11 protein-coding genes are annotated in these 18,763 nt (G+C 64.1%); 8 read left to right on the plus strand and 3 right to left on the minus strand.

Annotated features, from left to right (window positions below; translation table 11 throughout):
- Positions 1–45 precede the first annotated feature (45 nt).
- The gene (locus FJW03_RS05900) at positions 46–513 is read left to right on the plus strand and encodes an Lrp/AsnC family transcriptional regulator (protein ID WP_140609928.1); all 468 of its coding nucleotides are present in this window, start codon (positions 46–48) and stop codon (positions 511–513) included.
- Here the strand turns inward: FJW03_RS05900 and FJW03_RS05905 are convergent.
- Positions 510–848 carry a TIGR01244 family sulfur transferase gene (locus FJW03_RS05905; RefSeq protein WP_140609929.1) on the minus strand — a complete coding sequence of 113 codons (339 nt, stop codon included), beginning with the start codon at positions 846–848 and terminating at the stop codon, positions 510–512. The genes FJW03_RS05900 and FJW03_RS05905 overlap by 4 nt on opposite strands.
- Positions 849–1,168: 320 nt before the next feature.
- On the opposite strand from FJW03_RS05905, the gene FJW03_RS05910 reads away from it, so the two are divergent.
- The gene (locus FJW03_RS05910; RefSeq protein WP_056562755.1) at positions 1,169–1,513 is read left to right on the plus strand and encodes a RidA family protein; all 345 of its coding nucleotides are present in this window, start codon (positions 1,169–1,171) and stop codon (positions 1,511–1,513) included.
- Between the two features lie 181 nt (positions 1,514–1,694).
- On the opposite strand, the gene hutC is transcribed toward FJW03_RS05910, so the two are convergent.
- The gene (hutC, locus tag FJW03_RS05915) at positions 1,695–2,441 is read right to left on the minus strand and encodes a histidine utilization repressor (protein WP_181173225.1); all 747 of its coding nucleotides are present in this window, start codon (positions 2,439–2,441) and stop codon (positions 1,695–1,697) included.
- Positions 2,442–2,447: 6 nt separating this feature from the next.
- Positions 2,448–3,803: a formimidoylglutamate deiminase gene (locus tag FJW03_RS05920; RefSeq protein ID WP_140762945.1), complete on the minus strand. Its 1,356-nt coding sequence runs from the start codon at positions 3,801–3,803 to the stop codon at positions 2,448–2,450.
- Between the two features lie 96 nt (positions 3,804–3,899).
- On the opposite strand from FJW03_RS05920, the gene hutI reads away from it, so the two are divergent.
- The 6 genes from hutI to FJW03_RS05950 all read left to right on the plus strand — a co-directional run bounded on the left by hutI (position 3,900) and on the right by FJW03_RS05950 (position 18,663).
- Positions 3,900–5,126 (plus strand): imidazolonepropionase, encoded by a 1,227-nt coding sequence (gene hutI / locus FJW03_RS05925; RefSeq protein WP_140762942.1) that lies wholly within the window; start codon positions 3,900–3,902, stop codon positions 5,124–5,126.
- The gene (gene hutH, locus FJW03_RS05930) at positions 5,123–6,664 is read left to right on the plus strand and encodes a histidine ammonia-lyase (RefSeq protein WP_140762939.1); all 1,542 of its coding nucleotides are present in this window, start codon (positions 5,123–5,125) and stop codon (positions 6,662–6,664) included. The genes hutI and hutH overlap by 4 nt, the downstream gene beginning before the upstream one ends.
- Positions 6,664–7,482 (plus strand): N-formylglutamate deformylase, encoded by an 819-nt coding sequence (gene hutG / locus FJW03_RS05935; RefSeq protein WP_140762937.1) that lies wholly within the window; start codon positions 6,664–6,666, stop codon positions 7,480–7,482. The genes hutH and hutG overlap by 1 nt, the downstream gene beginning before the upstream one ends.
- A 23-nt stretch (positions 7,483–7,505) precedes the next feature.
- On the plus strand, positions 7,506–9,179 hold the full coding sequence (gene hutU / locus FJW03_RS05940) for a urocanate hydratase (protein WP_181165593.1): 1,674 nt from the start codon (positions 7,506–7,508) through the stop codon (positions 9,177–9,179).
- A gap of 12 nt (positions 9,180–9,191) precedes the next feature.
- Entirely contained in the window at positions 9,192–9,770 is a 579-nt protein-coding gene (locus FJW03_RS05945) for a HutD family protein (RefSeq protein ID WP_140762934.1), read from the plus strand.
- 289 nt (positions 9,771–10,059) lie between these two features.
- Entirely contained in the window at positions 10,060–18,663 is an 8,604-nt protein-coding gene (locus tag FJW03_RS05950; RefSeq protein ID WP_140762931.1) for a GH36-type glycosyl hydrolase domain-containing protein, read from the plus strand.
- The last annotated feature ends 100 nt before the right edge of the window (positions 18,664–18,763 follow it).

Consider the following 18,763-nt stretch of genomic DNA (forward strand, 5'->3'; position numbering starts at 1 on the left):
AATGGTCATGTCGTGCGTGAAATATGCACGATAGGAGAAAAAATCGTGGATGAGGCGCGCATCGATCAGTTTGACCGCAAGATAATGGCGCTCTTGCAGGGCGATGCGCGGCTGACCAACAATGATCTATCGGAGCGGGTAAACCTGTCGGCATCGCAATGCTCGCGCCGCCGCCAGCGCCTCGAGGAAGACGGCTATATCAAGGGCTATCGGGCGGTGCTCGACCGCGACAGGCTAGGCTTCTCGCTGGTCAACGTCATTTCGGTGACCTTAGCCACCCACAACCGCGACAATGCCCGGCGCTTCGGCGAATTGGTGGCGCGGTTGCCGGAAGTGCAGGAGGCGCACGCGCTGACCGGCGAGATGGATTACATCTTGAAAGTGGTGACGCCCGACCTGAAGTCGCTGTCGGAATTCGTCAACGGCGTGCTCCTGCCGCACGAATCCGTGCAGCACGTGAAGACGGCGATCGTGCTGGAGACGCTTAAAGAAACCGGCGCGCTGCCGATCTAACCTTTCGATTGCTGGATCAGCCCGTATAGATTGGTGCAGCGGGCGCCGGAGCGGCAATAGGCGAACACCGGGCCTTCCAACTCGTCCAGCGCCTCGGCCTGATCCTCGACATTCTCGGCGGTGATCTGGCCGCTGATCACAGGGATGTAGCGGAAGGCGAGCCCGGCGCCTTCGACCGCCGCCCTGAGCGTGTCCGCCGAAGGCTGGCCGGGCTGCTCATCGTCAGGCCGGTTGCAGATGACGCTTCTGAAGCCGGCGGCCTTGATGGCCGCGACGTCTTCGGGCTGGATCTGCCCAGAGACCGAATAATCCTCGCTGATTTCGCGGTATTCCATGGCAGCATCCTCGCAATCTGGTTGTTGGAGAGTCTTGCCACTCCCCGACGTGGCCGGCAATCCGCGCCGACAGAAATCGTTCAACGCAGATAGATGTTTCCGGCGAAGAATCCAACTCAAGCCGATCCGGTCGGGAACCGATTGATTCGACATGAGTGGGTGCGATGAGGTTGTCATTACATCGGTCGACAAGCCACTCGGGTGGAATTGCGGCCTCGAACAGCTTCCTTTCTGGTCCAAGGGGATTTGGCGCCGGCGGCCTTGCCCGAAGCCCATGGCGACTCTAAACAGGCGCGACCCTCAAAACGAAGGAACTTCCCATGAGCATTCGTCGCATCGATGTTGGCCCGCGCATGAGCCAGATCGTCATCCACGGCAACACCGTCTATCTGGCCGGCCAGGTCGGCGAGCCCGGCGGCAACGTCGCCTCGCAGACCCGCGACATCCTGGCAACCATCGACGAATTGCTGGCCAAGGCCGGCACCGACAAGACCAAGATCGTCCAGGCAATCATCTGGCTGGCCGACATGGGCACCTTCGCCGAGATGAATTCGGAATGGGACAAGTGGGTGCCGCAAGGCCACACGCCCGCCCGCGCTACTGGCGAAGCCAAGCTCGCCGGCCCGGAATATCTGGTCGAGATTATTATCACGGCGGCGATTTAAGCCGACGATGAAGCCGCCAATCTCCCCTTGTGGAGGAGATGCCTGGCAAGGCAGAGGGGGGCGCTGTCGCGCCAGCCTTTCCGTCTTCCATATAAGTTCCCGGCAGGCACATTCGAAGTTCGCGCTCTACGGCGCCCCCCTCTGGCCGGCCGGCCATCTCCCCCACCAGGGGCAGATCACCTCATCCCTGCGAAGGCGTGAACCTCGCTACCAGTGTGTGGCTTTCCGCCGGATAGACGAAGCGTACATGGGTGACCGGGTGCTCCGCGCTCCAGGTGCGGCGCTCGACCACAAGGCAAGGCGCGCCGGGATCGATGTCGAGCGCATCGGCGATAGGCTCATCCGCCGCCATGGCGCGTATCCGATGCTCCGCCTCGCTCCATGGTACGCGGCCGATCAGCCAAGGTCCGGCGGCAATTTCCAGAAACTCTTCGTCCCCGGCTTCCGAAACCGCCGAAAGGTTGATCAGGCGCTGCTCGAGCGCGAACGGCCGTTCGCCTGCGAAATGCAGGCCTTCGAGCCATAGCACCGACCCTGCGGCGGACGGTCCGAGCAGCGCCCTGTCTTCAGCGTTGCTGCGCCGCTTCAGGCGCTCCAGCCGCTCGTAGCGGTAGGGCAGGCCGAGCGCTTCGACTTCGATCCTGATGTCGTGGAGTTCCAGCACGGCCGCCTGCGACTGCGGCCGGCGGACAAAACTGCCCGAGCGGCGGCGGCGTTCGATCAAACCGGCTTTGGCGAGTTGCGACAGCGCCTTGTTCACCGTCATGCGCGAGCATTTATATTCGGCGGTCAGCTCATGTTCAAACGGGATACGGTGGCCGGGCGCCCAGGTGCCGGACAGGATCTTTTCGCGGATATCGGAAAGAATGCGCTGATGCAGCGAGACTGTCTCGCTGTCCTCCATCTCCGTCGTTTCGGCCATGTTCATCCGGAATCAGCCTTCTGAAAGCGCCGTCATCACCTTGCGGAACCGCTCGCCAACCGCTTCACGCTTCAGATGCTTGCCGCCGCTCACCTGTTTCCGCCCATGCACCCAGACGCAGTCGACCTTGCTGCCATTGGCGAAAATCCAGGCGTCGAGGATCGCGTCACCGGTCTTGCCGGCCAGCGAGGGGGTGTCGGCGTCGAGCGAGACGAGGTTGGCGGCCGCGCCAAAGGCGATCTGCGAGGCGCCGGCACCGAGCGCGGTGCTGCCGCCGTCAAGCGCGGCGTCAAACAAGGCACGCCCGGTCGAGCCGCCGGCCACGGCGAGCACATTGCGGGCGCGATGGGCGAGGCGCTGCGAATATTCGAGCTGGCGCAATTCGTCGGGCAGGCCGATCAGTACGTTGGAATCGGAGCCGATGCCGGAGCGGCCGCCATGCTCCCTGAACAATGGCGCGGCAAAAGTGCCGTCGCCAAGATTGGCCTCGGTGATCGGGCAGAGGCCGGCGATGGCGCCGCTCTTGGCCATGCCGATGGTTTCGGCATCCGTCATATGGGTGGCGTGGATCAGGCACCAACGCTGGTCGACATCGGCAGCCCCAAGCAGAAATTCGACCGGGCGCGCACCGGCCCAGGCAAGGCAGTCCTCGACTTCCTTCATCTGTTCGGCGACGTGGATGTGGATCGGCCCATTCGGCGCCAGAGCAGCGACCTCTGTCAGTTCCTCCGGCGTCGCGGCGCGCAGACTGTGCGGGGCGACGCCGACGACAGCGTGATTCAACACGCGAACCGATTCGCGGCTTTTCTCAACAAGCCGCGAAAACCGATTCACATCATTGATGAATCGCCTTTGGCCTTCATTCGGCGCGGCGCCGCCGAAGGAGGAATGCGCATAAAACACCGGCAGCAGCGTCAGGCCGATGCCCGTTTCGCCGGCCGCGGCGGCAATCCGTTCCGCCATCTCGGCAAGGTTGGCATAGGGTTGTCCATCGCGGTCGTGATGCAGATAGTGAAATTCGCCGACGCGGGAAAAGCCGGCTTCCAGCATCTCGACATAGAGTTGCGCGGCAACCGCCTCGACCTGATCCGGTGTCATCGATAGCGCGAAACGGTACATCACCTCGCGCCAGCTCCAGAAACTGTCGGCGGAGGGGCCGCGAAGTTCGGCGAGCCCGGCCATGCCGCGCTGGAAAGCGTGGCTGTGCAGATTGGGCATGCCGGGCAGCACTATGGCATGACGCTCGTCGTCGGCATGCGCGGCCACGCCGGCATCGATCGCGGAAATCAGCCCTCCGCTCGTGGCGATCCGTACATTATTCTGCCAGCCTCCCGGCAGGAGCACCTGTTCCGCGAAGATTGTCGTCACGCTCGTCTCCGAATCCGGTTCGCCGATAACAATAGCACTTGCAGTGCATGTTAATATGTATATACATAATCGCCATCCTTTCAAATGGAAAAGATGATGGCTGGAGAGAGCAGGGCAGGAGGACTTCGTCTTTGGCGCAATGCGCGCCTGGCGACCATGGCCGAGAGTGCGGCCGGGCTCGGCATCGTCGAGAAGGGCGCGGTCGCGGCGCGAGATGGCCTGATCGTCTATGCGGGCGGCGAGGCCGAAATGCCGGCGGCGTTCACGGGAGGGGAAACCGTCGACTGCGAGGGCCGCTGGATCACGCCCGGCCTGATCGACTGCCACACCCATCTGGTCCATGCCGGCAATCGCGCCAACGAGTTCGAGATGCGGCTGGCCGGCGCCACCTATGAAGAGGTCGCCAGGGCCGGCGGTGGCATCGTGTCATCGGTCAAATCCTTGCGGGCCGCCAGCGAGAACGAACTGGTCGCCCAGTCCCTGCCACGCCTCGACGCGCTGATCGCCGAGGGCGTAACCACCGTGGAAGTGAAATCGGGCTACGGACTCGACCTCGAAAACGAGCAAAAATCGCTGCGGGCGGCCCGCCAACTGAGCGATCGGCGGCTGGTGACGATCCGCACGACCTTCCTCGGCGCCCATGCGCTGCCGCCGGAAGCCAAGGGCGACAAGGACGCCTTTATCGATCTTGTCGCCAGGGAGATTCTCCCTGCCGTCGCCGCTGAAGGACTGGCCGACGCCGTCGATGGTTTTTGCGAGGGCATAGCGTTTTCGCCGGAACAGCTGGCGCGCGTCTTCGACGCCGCCAAGGCTGCGGGCCTGCCGGTCAAGCTCCACGCCGACCAGCTGTCCAACCTGCACGGCGCCGAACTCGCCGCCCGCTATGGCGCGCTGTCGGCGGATCATCTCGAATACACCGATGAAGCAGGCGCCGTGGCCATGGCCAAGGCGGGAACCGTGGCGACGATCCTGCCCGGCGCCTACTACTTCATTCGCGAGACGAAGAAGCCGCCGATCGACCTGTTCCGCCAGCATGGAGTCAGGATGGCGGTCGCCACCGACAACAATCCCGGCACTTCGCCACTGACCTCGCTGCTGCTGACCATGAACATGGCGGCGACATTGTTCGGCATGACGGTCGATGAATGTCTTGCCGGCGTTACCCGCGAGGCCGCCCGCGCGCTGGGACTGTTGAAGCAGACCGGCACGCTGGAAGCGGGAAAATCCGCCGACCTGGCGGTCTGGGACATCGAGCGTCCCGCCGAACTCGTTTATCGCATGGGCTTCAATCCGCTGCATGCCCGTATCTGGAGAGGACAATGAACGAACTGACCCTGAAGCCCGGCAATGCGACGCTGGCCGACTGGCGCGCCATTTACCGTGGTGCCGTGCCGAGACTTGACGATGCTTGCCGTCCAAAGATCAAGGCGAGCGCCGAAGCGGTCGCCAGGATCGTTGCCAAGGGTGAGCCTGTGTATGGCATCAACACCGGCTTCGGCAAACTGGCCAGTGTGCGCATCCCGGCCGGGGATCTCGAAACCTTGCAGCGCAACATCGTGCTGTCGCACGCCGCCGGCGTCGGCGAGCCGATACCGGTTGCCGTTGCCCGCCTGATGATGGCGCTGAAGCTTGCCAGCCTGGCGCAGGGCGCCTCCGGCGTGCGACCCGAGACCATTCAGCTGCTCGAAGCGATGCTCGCCAACGACGTCATCCCGGTTGTGCCGGCGCAAGGCTCGGTCGGCGCGTCGGGCGATCTGGCCCCGCTGTCGCACATGACGGCGGTGATGATTGGCGTCGGCGAATGCTTTACCCCGCACGGCCGCGTGCCGGCCAAGGTCGCCTTCGTCTCGCATGGGCTGGAGCCGGTCACACTGGGCGCCAAGGAAGGCCTCGCCCTGCTCAATGGAACGCAGTTCTCGACCGCCTATGCGCTCGCCGCCCTGTTCGATGCCGAAGTGCTCTATCGGTCCGCGCTGGTCGCCGGTGCCTTGTCGACCGACGCGGCCAAGGGTTCCGACGCACCTTTCGATCCGCGCATTCATCTGTTGAGAAAGCACCGTGGCCAGATCGAGACGGCGGAGGCGCTGCGCAATCTGATGGCCGGCAGCGCCATCCGAGAATCGCACCGCGTCGGCGACGAGCGCGTGCAGGATCCTTACTGCCTGCGCTGCCAACCGCAGGTGATGGGCGCCGCGCTCGACGTGCTGCGCAAAGCCGCCGATACGTTGGAAACCGAGGCCAATGGCGTCACCGACAATCCGCTGATCTTCGCCGAGGACGACACCGCGCTTTCCGGCGGCAATTTCCACGCCGAGCCGGTAGCTTTTGCCGCCGACATGATCGCGCTGGCCGTCTGCGAGATCGGCTCGCTTTCGGAACGCCGCATCGCCATGCTGGTCGACCCGGCGCTGTCGGGCATGCCGGCCTTCCTGACGCCGAAGCCCGGCCTGAATTCCGGTTTCATGATCCCGCAGGTGACGGCGGCTGCTCTCGTTTCGGAGAACAAGCAGAAAGCCTATCCGGCCAGCGTCGATTCGATCCCGACCTCGGCCAATCAGGAGGACCACGTTTCGATGGCCGCGCATGGCGCGCGCCGGCTGATCGGCATGGTCGAGAACGCCACGGCGGTGATCGGCATCGAACTGCTGGCTGCCGCGCAAGGCTGCGACTTCCACCAGCCATTGGCGTCAAGCGATGCGCTGGAGGCCGTGCGCAAGCTGGTCCGGGCCGAAGTGCCGCATCTCGACAACGACCGGCATTTCCATCCCGACATGGAAAAGGCCATTGCCATGGTGCGCAGCGGCGCGGCCGTCACGGCCGCTGGCGCGGTGGCGCTGCCGTCGATCGCGGGAGCGGCGTGATGCCTGCCACTCCCTGGCTCGCCGTCAGGCAAGGCACGGCGCCGCTGCTGGTGTCGATCCCGCATACTGGCACCGACCTTGCCGATATTGAGAGCCGGCTTGTCTCGACCTGGCTCGGCCGGCGCGACTGCGACTGGTGGATCGACAAGCTCTACGATTTCGCCGCCGACCTTGGCGCCACCGTCGTGCACACCGCCATCTCGCGCACCGTCATCGACGTCAACCGCGACCCTTCCGGCGTCTCGCTTTATCCCGGACAGGCGACAACCACGCTTTGCCCGACCGACACGTTCGACGGCGATCCGCTTTATCGCATGGGCGAGGAACCGACCCCGTCCGAGATCGACCAGCGCCGCGAGACCTATTTCAAGCCCTATCATGCCGCCCTTAAGGCCGAGATCGACCGGCTGCGCGGCATGCATGAAAAAATCGTGCTCTACGATTGCCATTCGATCCGCTCGGTGCTGCCGCGCCTGTTCGAAGGCACGCTGCCGGTATTCAATCTTGGCACCAATGACGGCAAGAGCACGGATCCGGTGTTGCAGGAAAAGGTAGCCGCCATCCTCGCGACGACTGGCGAGACATGGGTGGTCAATGGCCGCTTCAAGGGCGGCTCGATCACGCGCACCTTTGGCCAGCCGCAAAACGGCGTTCACGCGCTGCAGATGGAGCTTTCCAACCGTGGCTACATGCGCGAGCCGGCGGAGAAGGGTTCTCCGGAGAATTGGCCGGTTCCCTACGATCCGACTTATGCCGCGCCGATCCGCGCCACGCTGAAGCAGATTCTCGAAACCGCCATTGACTGGGCCGGTCGCTGACGCGCCGCCATCCGAAAGGGACAATGATGACCAATCCTCGCCACAACATTCGCGAAGTCCGCGCGCCACGCGGTGACAAGCTCAATGCCCGGTATTGGACGACCGAGGCGCCGCTTCGCATGCTGATGAACAACCTCGATCCCGACGTTGCCGAAAACCCCAACGAACTGGTCGTCTATGGCGGCATCGGGCGGGCGGCGCGCACCTGGAACGATTTCGACCGCATCGTCGCTTCGCTGAAGACGCTCGGCGAGGACGAGACGCTGCTGGTGCAGTCGGGCAAGCCGGTCGGTGTGTTCCGCACCCATCCGGATGCGCCGCGTGTGCTGATCGCCAACTCCAACCTGGTGCCGCACTGGGCGACCTGGGAAAAATTCAACGAGCTCGATAAGAAGGGCCTGATGATGTACGGCCAGATGACGGCCGGCTCCTGGATCTACATCGGCACGCAGGGCATCGTGCAGGGCACCTACGAGACCTTCGTCGAGGCCGGCCGCCAGCATTATGGCGGCAACCTGAAGGGCAAATGGATCCTGACCGGCGGTCTTGGCGGCATGGGCGGCGCCCAGCCTCTCGCTGCCGTCATGGCCGGCGCCTGCTGCCTGGCGATCGAATGCAACCCGGATTCGATCGATTTCCGCCTGCGCACCCGTTATGTCGACGAGAAAGCCGAGACGCTCGACGAGGCGATGGAAATGATCGAGCGCTGGACCAAGGCCGGCGAGGCGAAGTCGGTAGGCCTGCTCGGCAATGCCGCCGAAATCGTGCCCGAGATGTTCAGGCGCGGCATCCGCCCCGATATCGTCACCGACCAGACTTCGGCTCACGACCCCATCAATGGCTATCTGCCGAAGGGCTGGACCATGGCCGAGTGGCGCGAGAAGCGTGTCAGCGATCCGAAGGCGGTCGAGAAGGCGGCGCGCGCGTCGATGCGCGAGCATGTCGAGGCGATGGTGGCGTTCTGGAACGCCGGCGTGCCGACACTCGACTACGGCAACAACATCCGCCAGGTGGCCCTGGAAGAAGGTTTTGAGAACGCCTTCGCCTTTCCGGGTTTTGTGCCGGCCTATATCCGCCCGCTGTTCTGCCGCGGCATTGGCCCATTCCGCTGGGCAGCCCTTTCCGGCGATCCGGAGGACATCTACAAGACTGACGCCAAGGTGCGCGAGCTGACCCCTGGCAATACCCACCTGCACAACTGGCTGGACATGGCGCGCGAGCGCATCTCCTTCCAGGGCCTGCCGGCGCGTATCTGCTGGGTTGGCCTCGGCGATCGCCACCGGCTCGGTTTGGCCTTCAACGAGATGGTGGCCAGGGGCGAGCTCAAGGCCCCGGTCGTCATCGGCCGCGACCACCTCGATTCCGGCTCCGTCGCCTCGCCGAACCGTGAGACCGAGGCGATGAAAGACGGTTCCGACGCCATCTCCGACTGGCCGCTGCTTAACGCGCTTCTCAACACGGCGTCCGGCGCCACCTGGGTGTCGCTGCACCACGGCGGCGGCGTCGGCATGGGCTTCTCGCAGCATGCCGGCATGGTCATCGTCGCCGATGGCACGCCCGAGGCGGCAAAGCGGCTGGAGCGGGTGCTGTGGAACGACCCGGCGACCGGTGTCATGCGCCATGCCGATGCCGGGTACGAGATCGCCATCGAATGCGCCAAGGAGCACCAGCTCGACCTGCCCGGCATTCTCGGATAACGGGCTGACGTCATGCGCGTCCTGCGGGCAGCCGAATATAAGTCGATGCCATGGAAGAACGGCGGCGGGGTGACGACGGAAATCGCCGTCTCGCCCGCTGGCGCCGGGCTCGACGATTTCGACTGGCGCGTGTCGATGGCCCGCGTCGAAAGCAGCGGACCATTCTCCCGTTTTGCCGGGATCGACCGCACGCTGTCGGTGCTGGAAGGCGAGGGCATCGTGCTTGATATCACCGGTCAGCCGTCGACACGGCTGGCGCCGGCTACCGCGCCTTTTTCCTTCCCAGCCGACCTGCCCACGAGTGCCGCCCTGATCGCCGGCCCGATCACAGACCTCAACGTCATGACTCGCCGCGGCCGCATGCTGCATTCGGTCGAACGCCTGGCGATTTCGCGGCCTGTGGAAATCGTGACCCGGGCCGGTTCGACCCTCATCCTTTGTCACGACGGCGAAGCCGTTTTTCCCGATGCCGGGCCAATTCGCCTAGGGCCTCTCGACGCGCTGCTGCTCGGGCCGGATGCTTCGGTCCTGCGGGCTGAGCCCGCCCGGAATGCGACGCTGTTCGTGGTCCGGATAGCCGCTGCGGCCTGATGCCTTCGCGCTAACGGTTACCGCCTGTTTCCAAACATGATCGCGATGTCGGCGAAATATAGCGTAAGCTGTCGGCGGCACCACGAAAAAGCCTGAATCCTCGCCGCCGATCAGTGCCGACGGGAGCGAGGGGCGCTCGTCTTGGAATCTTGTCGAGAGATGACGCCCTGTCGTGGTGCGGAAACAAACTTTCGGCAAGTGGGATTATGCAACCAATTGCATTTGAATCGGTTTTAGGGCCATTGCCGTGGCGGTGACGCCGCTGAGTGCTTCGCTTACGGAATTTTCAATGAATATTCAGACGAACCCAGCCCAGATCGAGAAGACAAGCGCGAGCTTCCCGGTCATCACGGAAGAGCCGATAAGATCGACATTCCTGCCGGAGGAACGCCTCCGGCTGCTTGGCGAAAGCCTGGCAAAGGGGGACCTCGCCGACCTGTTCGGCCTCATCCCATTCGATTTCCAGGCCCGCATCCGCGACAGCGCCAAGAAAATCCTCGAAGTCTATCGCTCGACCAATGCGGCGCAGGCCAAGGGCGAGACGATCACTCCGGCCGCGCAATGGCTGCTCGACAACAATTATCTGGTCGAGGAGACCATTTTCCAGGTCAAGCGCGACCTGCCGCGCCGCTTCTATCGTCAGCTGCCGACGCTGAAGCTGCCCGATGGCGGCACCGTGCCGCGCGCGCTGGCGCTGGCCTGGACCTATGTGGCGCATTCGGACAGTTCCGTCTCGGCGACGATGTTCAAGGCGATCGTCCAGGGTTTTCAGTCGGTCGAGCCGCTGAAGATCGGTGAACTCTGGGCGCTGCCGTCGCTCCTGCGCTTCGTCCTGATCGAAAATCTCCGCCGGCTGGCCGTCAGGGTCAATCGCACCCGCCAGATGCGCCAGATCGCCAATGATGTGGCCGACAAGGTGCTGGCGACCGACGACAGCGCCGACCGGCAGGCGATCCTGGCCAATTTCAGCATGCACGCGCAGGACACCACCTTTGCCACCCAGCTTCTCTATCGCTTGCGCGATGGATCGCAGAACGCCGGCAAGGCGCTGGAATGGCTGGAAGGCGAGCTTGAGAAGACCGGCTCCGATGCCGAGGAGATCATCATCTCCGAGCATCACACGCTGTCCAGCGGCAATGTGACGACCGGCAACATCATCCGCGGCCTGCGCCTCATCAACGACGTCGACTGGACGGTGTGGTTCGAAGGCGTCAGCCGCATCGATACCGTGCTGCGCGAGCGCACCGATTTCGCCGCGCTCGACTTCTTCTCGCGCGACCAATACCGGACCGCGATCGAGGAATTGGCGCGCCGCTCGAGCCTGTCGGAATACCGCGTCGCCGAAAAGGCGATAGAATTGGCCGGTCATGCCGTCGGTGAGACCACGTCAGTCGGTAGCGAAGGCAGTGATGCCCCTGTCGCATCCGCCCATACCGATGTCGGATTTTATCTCGTTGGCCCGCGCCGGCTGGAGCTGGAAACGGCGATCGGCTATCGGCCGACTGTCAGCCAGACGGTCAAGCGGACCTTCGCCAAGACCGGATGGCTTGGCATCGTCCTGCCGGTCTTCGCGCTGACCGTGCTGCTGCTCGTGCTTTCGGGCAATGCGCTGGCCAATCTCGGCCTGTCGGTGCCGTCGATCGTGCTGATGCTGGCGCTGTTCGCCGTGCCGGCCAGCGAGGGCGCACTCGCTTTCTTCAACACCGTGGTCTCGTTGTTCCTCAAGCCGACACGGCTGATTGGCTATGATTACAGGCACGGCGTGCCGCCAGAAGCGCGCACGTTGGTGGTGGTGCCGTCGCTGATCGGATCGCGCGACGATGTCGAGGAAAACATCCGCAACATCGAAGTGCACTACCTTGCCAATCTGGCGGACGAGATCCATTTCGCGTTGCTGTCGGACTGGCCCGACAGTAAGATCGAGATCGATGCGGCGGACACCGAAATCCTCGAATATGCCCGCGCCGAGATCGCCCGTCTCAACGCCCGCTATCCCTCGGAAGGGGCGCCGCGCTTCTACATCCTGCATCGCCGCCGGCTCTTCAATGCGGCTCAAGGGTCCTGGATGGGCTGGGAGCGCAAGCGTGGCAAGCTGCACGAGCTCGACCTGCTGCTGCGCGGCGACAGTGACACCACATTCCTGCCGCTCGACGTGCCGCTGCCGGAAAAAGTCGTCCACGTGATGACGCTGGATGCCGATACGCGCACCACCCGTGATGCCGTATCCAGCCTTGTCGGCAAGCTTTGCCACCCGCTCAACCGCCCGCATTTCGACGCGACCAAGCGTGTCGTCACCGCTGGCTATACGATCCTGCAGCCACGCATCACCGCCTCGCTCACAAGTGGCGACGAGGCTTCGTTCTTCCAGCGCGTCTTCTCGGCCAATCGCGGCCTCGACCCGTATGTCTTCGCCGTCTCGGATCTCTATCAGGATGTGTTCGGCGACGGATCCTTCACCGGCAAGGGCCTCTATCATGTCGACGCTTTCGAGGCGGCCCTGCAGGGCCGCATCGAGGAAAACACCATCCTCAGCCATGATCTGCTCGAAGGCGCGCTGGCGCGCGCCGCGCTGGTCACCGACGTCGAACTGGTCGAGGACTACCCGACCCGCTACTCGGTCGACGCCTCGCGCCACCATCGTTGGGCACGCGGCGACTGGCAGCTGCTGGGCTTCATCCTCGATCCGCGTTCGGGCGTTCCGGCCCTGTCGCGCTGGAAGATGGTCGACAATCTGCGTCGTTCGCTGACACCGATCTTCTGGGTGATGGCGGCGATCGCCGGCTGGACGCTGCTGCCTTTCACACAGGCCGCGCAATGGCAGGCTTTGCTGATCCTCAGCCTGTTCATGGCGCCGACCTTCGACGTGGTCAACGCCATCCTGCCCAAGAGCGGCGACCAGACGCCGCGCGGCCATTTCTCCGCGCTCGCGCGCGACGTCGCCTTCGGCACCGCCATGGTGGCGCTGAAAATCGTACTGATGGCGCACAATGCCTGGATGATGGGCGACGCCATCGTGCGCACGCTTTACCGGCTGTTCGTCAGCCGCCAGAACCTCCTGGAATGGCGCACCGCCTCGCAGGCGCACAAGGCCGGCGACAACGACGTCGGCTCTTACTATGGCATGATGTACGGCGCCGTGATCATCGGCTTCGTCGGCCTCGCCATTCCGGTACTGGCCGATTCCACCGGTGCCTTCGTCGCCTTCTTCTTCGCCCTGTTCTGGATCGGCTCGCCGGCGATCGCCAGTTGGATCAGCCGCTCGGCCGAAACCGAGGATCGCCTGCGCATATCGCAGGCCGATATCCATGCGCTACGCACGGTGGCGCGGCGCACCTGGCACTATTTCGAGACCTTCGTCACGGCAGAGCATCACAATCTGCCGCCGGACAATTTCCAGGAAAGCCCGGCACCGGTCGTGGCGCCGCGCACCTCGCCGACCAATATCGGCGTCTATCTTCTGTCGATCGTCTCGGCGCGCGATTTCGGCTGGATCAGCCTGTCCGATGCCATCACCCGCATCGATGCGACGATGACGACCATAGAGAGCATGCCGCGCAACCGCGGCCATCTCTTCAACTGGTACGACACCACGACGCTGAAGCCGCTCTACCCGCTCTATATTTCGGCCGTCGACAGCGGCAATCTCGCCGGCCATCTCGTGGCGGTGGCGGCTGCCTGTGCCGAGTGGGCGGAAGCGCCTTCCGTCCATCTCCAGGGCGATTTCGAAGGCATTCTCGACACGGTGACCATTCTTAGCGAAAGCCTGGACGAGTTGCCCGACGATCGCCGCCAGCTGCGACCTCTGCGCCAGCGTCTTGTTGACCGCCTGGATGGCATGCGGCGCGCCGTCGACACGATCAAGGCGCAACCGGAAATGGCCTCGATCCGCACCATCAATCTTGCCGTCTTGGCGGGTGAGATCCGCAAGCTGGCCACCGCCATCCACACCGAGGCGGCATCGGCCCAGAGCGACGTCATCGTCGACTGGGCGGCGAGGCTGGAAGCCACGTGCGAGGCGCATGTCCACGATGCCCACAGCGACGACAACGCCGTCGAGGCGCTGCGCGCCAAGCTCTTGACCCTGCGCGAGCGCACGCGCCGCTTCGCCTTCGAGATGGAGTTCGCCTTCCTGATGCGGCCGGAGCGCAAGCTGCTGTCGATCGGCTACCGGGTCGAGGAACACCAGCTCGACGAAAGCTGCTACGACCTTCTTGCCTCCGAGGCGCGGCTGACCAGCCTGTTCGCCATCGCCAAGGGCGACCTGCCGACCGAGCACTGGTTCCGGCTCGGCCGCCCGATCGTCGAGATCGGCTTCCAGGGCGCTTTGATGTCCTGGTCAGGCTCGATGTTCGAGTATCTGATGCCGCCGCTGGTGATGAAGGAGCCGCAAGGCAGTATCCTGAACCAGACCAGCAAGCTGATCATCAAGCGTCAGATCCAGTATGGCCGTCAGAAGAACGTGCCGTGGGGCATTTCGGAGGCGGCTTACAACGCCCGCGACCGGGAACTGACCTACCAGTACACCAATTTCGGCGTGCCCGGCCTCGGCCTGAAGCGCGGCCTTGGCCAGAACACGGTGATCGCGCCTTATGCCACCATCCTGGCGGCGCAGTTCAATCCGCGTGAAGCCGTGCAGAATCTTGCGCGTCTGCGCGAGATTGGGGCGCTTGGTCGCCATGGCTACTATGATGCCGTCGACTTCACGCCGCAGCGCGTGCCGGAAGGCACCAACCATGCCGTGGTGCAGAATTACATGGCCCACCATTCCGGCATGTCGATCGCCGCCGTCGCCGACGCCATCTTCGAAGGCCGCCTGCGCGATCGCTTCCACAGCGATCCGGTGATTGAATCGGCTGAACTGCTGCTGCAGGAGAGGGCGCCGCGCGATATCCCGACGGCGACCGTGCGCACCGAGGCGGACGAGCGCGCCAAGGACGAGACCGAAACCGAGAGCCCCGACACCCGCATCGTGCTCGATCCCTTGCGGGCATTGCGTTCCACCAATGTGATGTCGAACGGCCGCTATTCGGTGATGGTCACCGCGACCGGCTCCGGCTACAGCCATTGGGGCGATCTTTCCGTCACCCGATGGCAACCCGACCCGGTCGAGGATCGGCTTGGCTCCTATATCTTCTTGCGTGATGCAGCCACAGGCGATTGGTGGTCGGCGACGTCAGAGCCCAAGCGTGCGACCGAGGAAAGAACGCAGACCCTGTTTTCCGACGACAAGGCGAGCTTCGTCAAAACGGTCGGCACGCTGCGCTCCGAGGTTGAATGCATCGTCATCTCCGAAGGCAATGGCGAAGGCCGGCGCGTCACAATTTTCAACGAGGGCCCCGCTGACCGTCATATCGAGGTGACCTCCTTTGCCGAGCTGGTGCTGGGTTCGGAGGCCTCCGACAACGCGCATCCGGCCTTCTCGAAGATGTTCGTGGAGACGGAAATCGCCGCCAACAATGGCGCGATCTTCGCCACGCGCCGCAAGCGTGAAACCAGTGAGCCCGATGTCACCCTGGTGCATTTCGTCACCGATCCCTCGGGGCCGGCGCGCGATGCCGAGGCCGAGACCGACAGGCGCGCTTTCATCGGCCGAGGCCGCACCATCGTCGATGCAGCCGCCTTCGATCCAGGCGCCAGGCTCGGCGGCCATTCCGGTTTCACACTCGATCCCATCGCTTCGCTGCGCCGCCAGGTGCGCGTGCCCGCCAACAAGAAGATCTCGCTGACCTTCTGGACCGTGGTCGGTGCCAACCGCGCCGAACTGGTGGAAGCCATCAACCGGCTCGACCACCAGGAGAGCTTTGCCCGCCAGGCCATGCTCGCCTGGACGCGCAGCCAGGTACAGACCCGCCATATGGGCCTCAGCCTGACCGATGCCGCCAACGTGCAGAAACTGGCGCGTTATCTGATCTATCCGGATTCATTCCTGCGCCTGCCGGCCGAATCCATCGCCTCCGGCCTCGGCAAGCAGTCAAGCCTGTGGCCGACCAGCATTTCGGGCGATTTCCCGATCTTCCTGGTCAGGATCGGCGATGTGGCCGACCTGGAGATCGTTGCCCAGGCGCTGCGCTTCCAGGAATATATGCGCACCCGTGGCATGATGATCGACTTCGTCGTCGTCAACGAGCAGGCCTCGTCTTACGTCCAGGATCTGCAGCGTGCGGTCGAGACGCTGTGCGAAAACAGCCGTTTGCGCGGCAAGGAGCTTGGGCCGAGACAACACATCTTCGCGGTGCGCCGCGATCTGATGGAAGAAACCACCTACAAGACGCTGCTCGCCGTTGCCCGGGTGGTGCTGCATACGCGCAACGGCACCATCTTCGATCAGATCGAGCGGGCCGAGGCGGCGGCCCTGCAGGCGCGCGACGGACTGGTGCCGCCCGGATTGTCGGCTCCGCGCGAAATTCAGGCGACGGCCCCGATCGCGTATGCACATGCCTCGCAGGCCGTGGCGGTTGCCAGCACCGATGGCTCCGGCCTCAGCCAGTGGAATGGTTTCGGCGGTTTCGACGGCGACGGGCGGCACTATGTGGTGCGGCTGACTGGCCGGCGCACCACACCGCAGCCCTGGATCAATGTCGTCTCCAACGCTTCTTTCGGCTTCCACACTTCGGCCGAGGGGGCTGCCTTCACCTGGAGCCGCAACAGCCGCGACTACCAGTTGACGCCGTGGTCTAATGATCCGGTTTCCAATCGGCCGGGCGAGGGCATCTATATCTATGATCAGGCCAGCGGCCGGGCGTTCTCGCCGTTAGCCGCGGTGGTGCGCGATCCCTCAGTGGCCTACGAAGCCTGGCACGGCCAGGGTTTCTCGACCTTCCGCGCCAAGCGTGGGGCCTTGTCGATGGACCTGACCCATGTCGTCGATCCGGTCGATCCGGTGAAGATCACACGGCTGCGCATCCAGAATTCTGGCTCGGTACCGGCGCGGCTGCGCGTCTATGCCTATGCCGAATGGGTGCTTGGCGGGCATCGGTCCCGCACCGCGGCAACCACCGTCCCGTCCCGCGACGGGGCGACCGGCGCGTTGCTGGCGCAAAACCCCTACGGGCTCGATTTCAGCGAGCGGGTGGCTTTCCTTGCCGCCGATGCCGGCGTCCACTCGGTGACGGCCGACCGCTCGGAGTTCCTCGGCCGGCATGGTTCCAGCGAACTGCCGCAGGCGGTGCTGAGTGGTGCGGCGCTGTCGGGCCGCGTCGAGGCCGGAGACGATCCTTGCGCGGCGATTGCCCGCGACATCGAAATCCCCGCCGGCGGCGACGTCACGCTGCTCTGGCTGCTCGGCGATGCCGAGTCCTCGGCTCATGCGAGTGCTCTGGTGCAGAAGCATCGGGGCAAGGATTTCGATCAGCGCCTGGCCGACAATGAGCGCGAGTGGCGCGGCTTCCTCGACACCATCCAGGTCGAGACGCCGGATAAGGCGCTCGATGCCATGGTCAATCACTGGCTGCCCTATCAAAGCCTTGCCTGCCGCATCCGGGCCCGCTCGGCCTTTTACCAGGCAAGCGGCGCCTTTGGCTTCCGCGACCAGTTGCAGGACACGCTGGCACTGCTGGCGCATGATCCGACGCTGGCACGCGACCAGATCCTCAACGCCGCACGGCGGCAATTCCCGGAAGGCGACGTGCAGCATTGGTGGCTGCCGCGCACCGGAGCCGGCGTGCGCACCATGATCTCCGACGACGTGGTCTGGCTGGCCCACGCCACGGCGCGCTACCTCTCGGTGACCGGCGACGCCGGCATCCTGAAGGAGCAATTGCCTTTCATCGATGGGCAGGCGCTGGGCGAGGGCGAGCACGACGCGTTCTTCACCCCGGAAATATGGAAAAAGACGGTGTCGCTTTACGACCATTGCGCGCGTGCGCTCGACCTGGCCATCAAGCGCAGCAGTCCCGCCGGTCTGCCGCTGATCCTTGGCGGCGACTGGAACGACGGCATGAACCGTGTCGGCGAGCACGGCAAGGGCGAGAGCGTGTGGCTGGGCTGGTTCCTGCTGAAGACGCTGGGCGACTTCGCCGCCGTCGCCAAGAGCGAAGGCGACAGCAAGCGCGCCCAGGCCTGGGCCAAGCATGCCGAGGTCCTGAAGCGGGCTCTTGAAAGCACCGCATGGGACGGCGAATGGTACCGGCGCGGCAGTTTCGATGACGGCACGCCGCTGGGTTCCCGCACGTCGCAGGAGTGCAAGATCGACTCCATCGCCCAGTCCTGGAGCGTGCTTTCGGGCGAGGGCGACCCGGCGCGATCGACAACTGCGATGCAGCAGGCGACGAACCTGCTCGTCGACGACCAGCTCAAGATCGTCAAACTGTTCACGCCGCCTTTTTCGAAGACGGACAAGGACCCCGGCTACATCAAGAGCTATCCGCCCGGCGTGCGCGAGAATGGCGGCCAGTACACCCACGCCGCTACCTGGTTCGTCATCGCCCTCGCGGAGATGGGACTGACCGACGAAGCTTATCGCTGCTTCTCGATGCTGAACCCGGTCAACCACGCATTCGACGAGGTTTCGGCCGAGCACTACCGCGTTGAACCCTATGTGGTCGCGGCCGATATCTATGCCGGAGATGGCAGTGCAGTCGGTAACAAGGGCGGGCGTGGCGGCTGGACTTGGTACACAGGCTCGGCCGGCTGGCTATACCGCGCTGCGGTCGAAGGCATCCTCGGTATCGAGCGGCGCGGAAAGCAGATCACGTTCCGGCCCAAACTGCCCAGCCATTGGGATGGCTATGAAGCCTCGCTCAAGATGCTGGGCGCCGAGATCAAGGTTCACGTCGTTCGCGATAAAAAGACCAAGATGATCTCGCTTGAAGTCGATGGCGCGAAAACAAAGTCGGCATCTTTCGAGCCCAAAGCCGGTGGTAAAATCGACGTCATCGTCAAGATACCGGCATAAATCAACAGCTTAGATCAAAAGATCGCGCGTCCCCCGGGGCGCGCGAAACCGCTTCCTGTTTACTTGCGTCCGATCTGTGACGGTGTCCGTTAAACACGCC

The sequence above is a fragment of the Mesorhizobium sp. B4-1-4 genome (assembly GCF_006439395.2).
Lineage (GTDB): Bacteria > Pseudomonadota > Alphaproteobacteria > Rhizobiales > Rhizobiaceae > Mesorhizobium.

Bases quoted from the DNA above. Each gene is read 5' to 3' on its own strand.
- FJW03_RS05905 (WP_140609929.1), bottom strand. From the start codon at position 848: ATGGAATACCGCGAAATCAGCGAGGATTATTCGGTCTCTGGGCAGATC.
- FJW03_RS05910 (WP_056562755.1), top strand. From the start codon at position 1,169: ATGAGCATTCGTCGCATCGATGTTGGCCCGCGCATGAGCCAGATCGTC.
- hutC (WP_181173225.1), bottom strand. From the start codon at position 2,441: ATGAACATGGCCGAAACGACGGAGATGGAGGACAGCGAGACAGTCTCG.
- hutI (WP_140762942.1), top strand. From the start codon at position 3,900: ATGGCTGGAGAGAGCAGGGCAGGAGGACTTCGTCTTTGGCGCAATGCG.
- hutH (WP_140762939.1), top strand. From the start codon at position 5,123: ATGAACGAACTGACCCTGAAGCCCGGCAATGCGACGCTGGCCGACTGG.
- hutG (WP_140762937.1), top strand. From the start codon at position 6,664: ATGCCTGCCACTCCCTGGCTCGCCGTCAGGCAAGGCACGGCGCCGCTG.
- hutU (WP_181165593.1), top strand. From the start codon at position 7,506: ATGATGACCAATCCTCGCCACAACATTCGCGAAGTCCGCGCGCCACGC.
- FJW03_RS05945 (WP_140762934.1), top strand. From the start codon at position 9,192: ATGCGCGTCCTGCGGGCAGCCGAATATAAGTCGATGCCATGGAAGAAC.
- FJW03_RS05950 (WP_140762931.1), top strand. From the start codon at position 10,060: ATGAATATTCAGACGAACCCAGCCCAGATCGAGAAGACAAGCGCGAGC.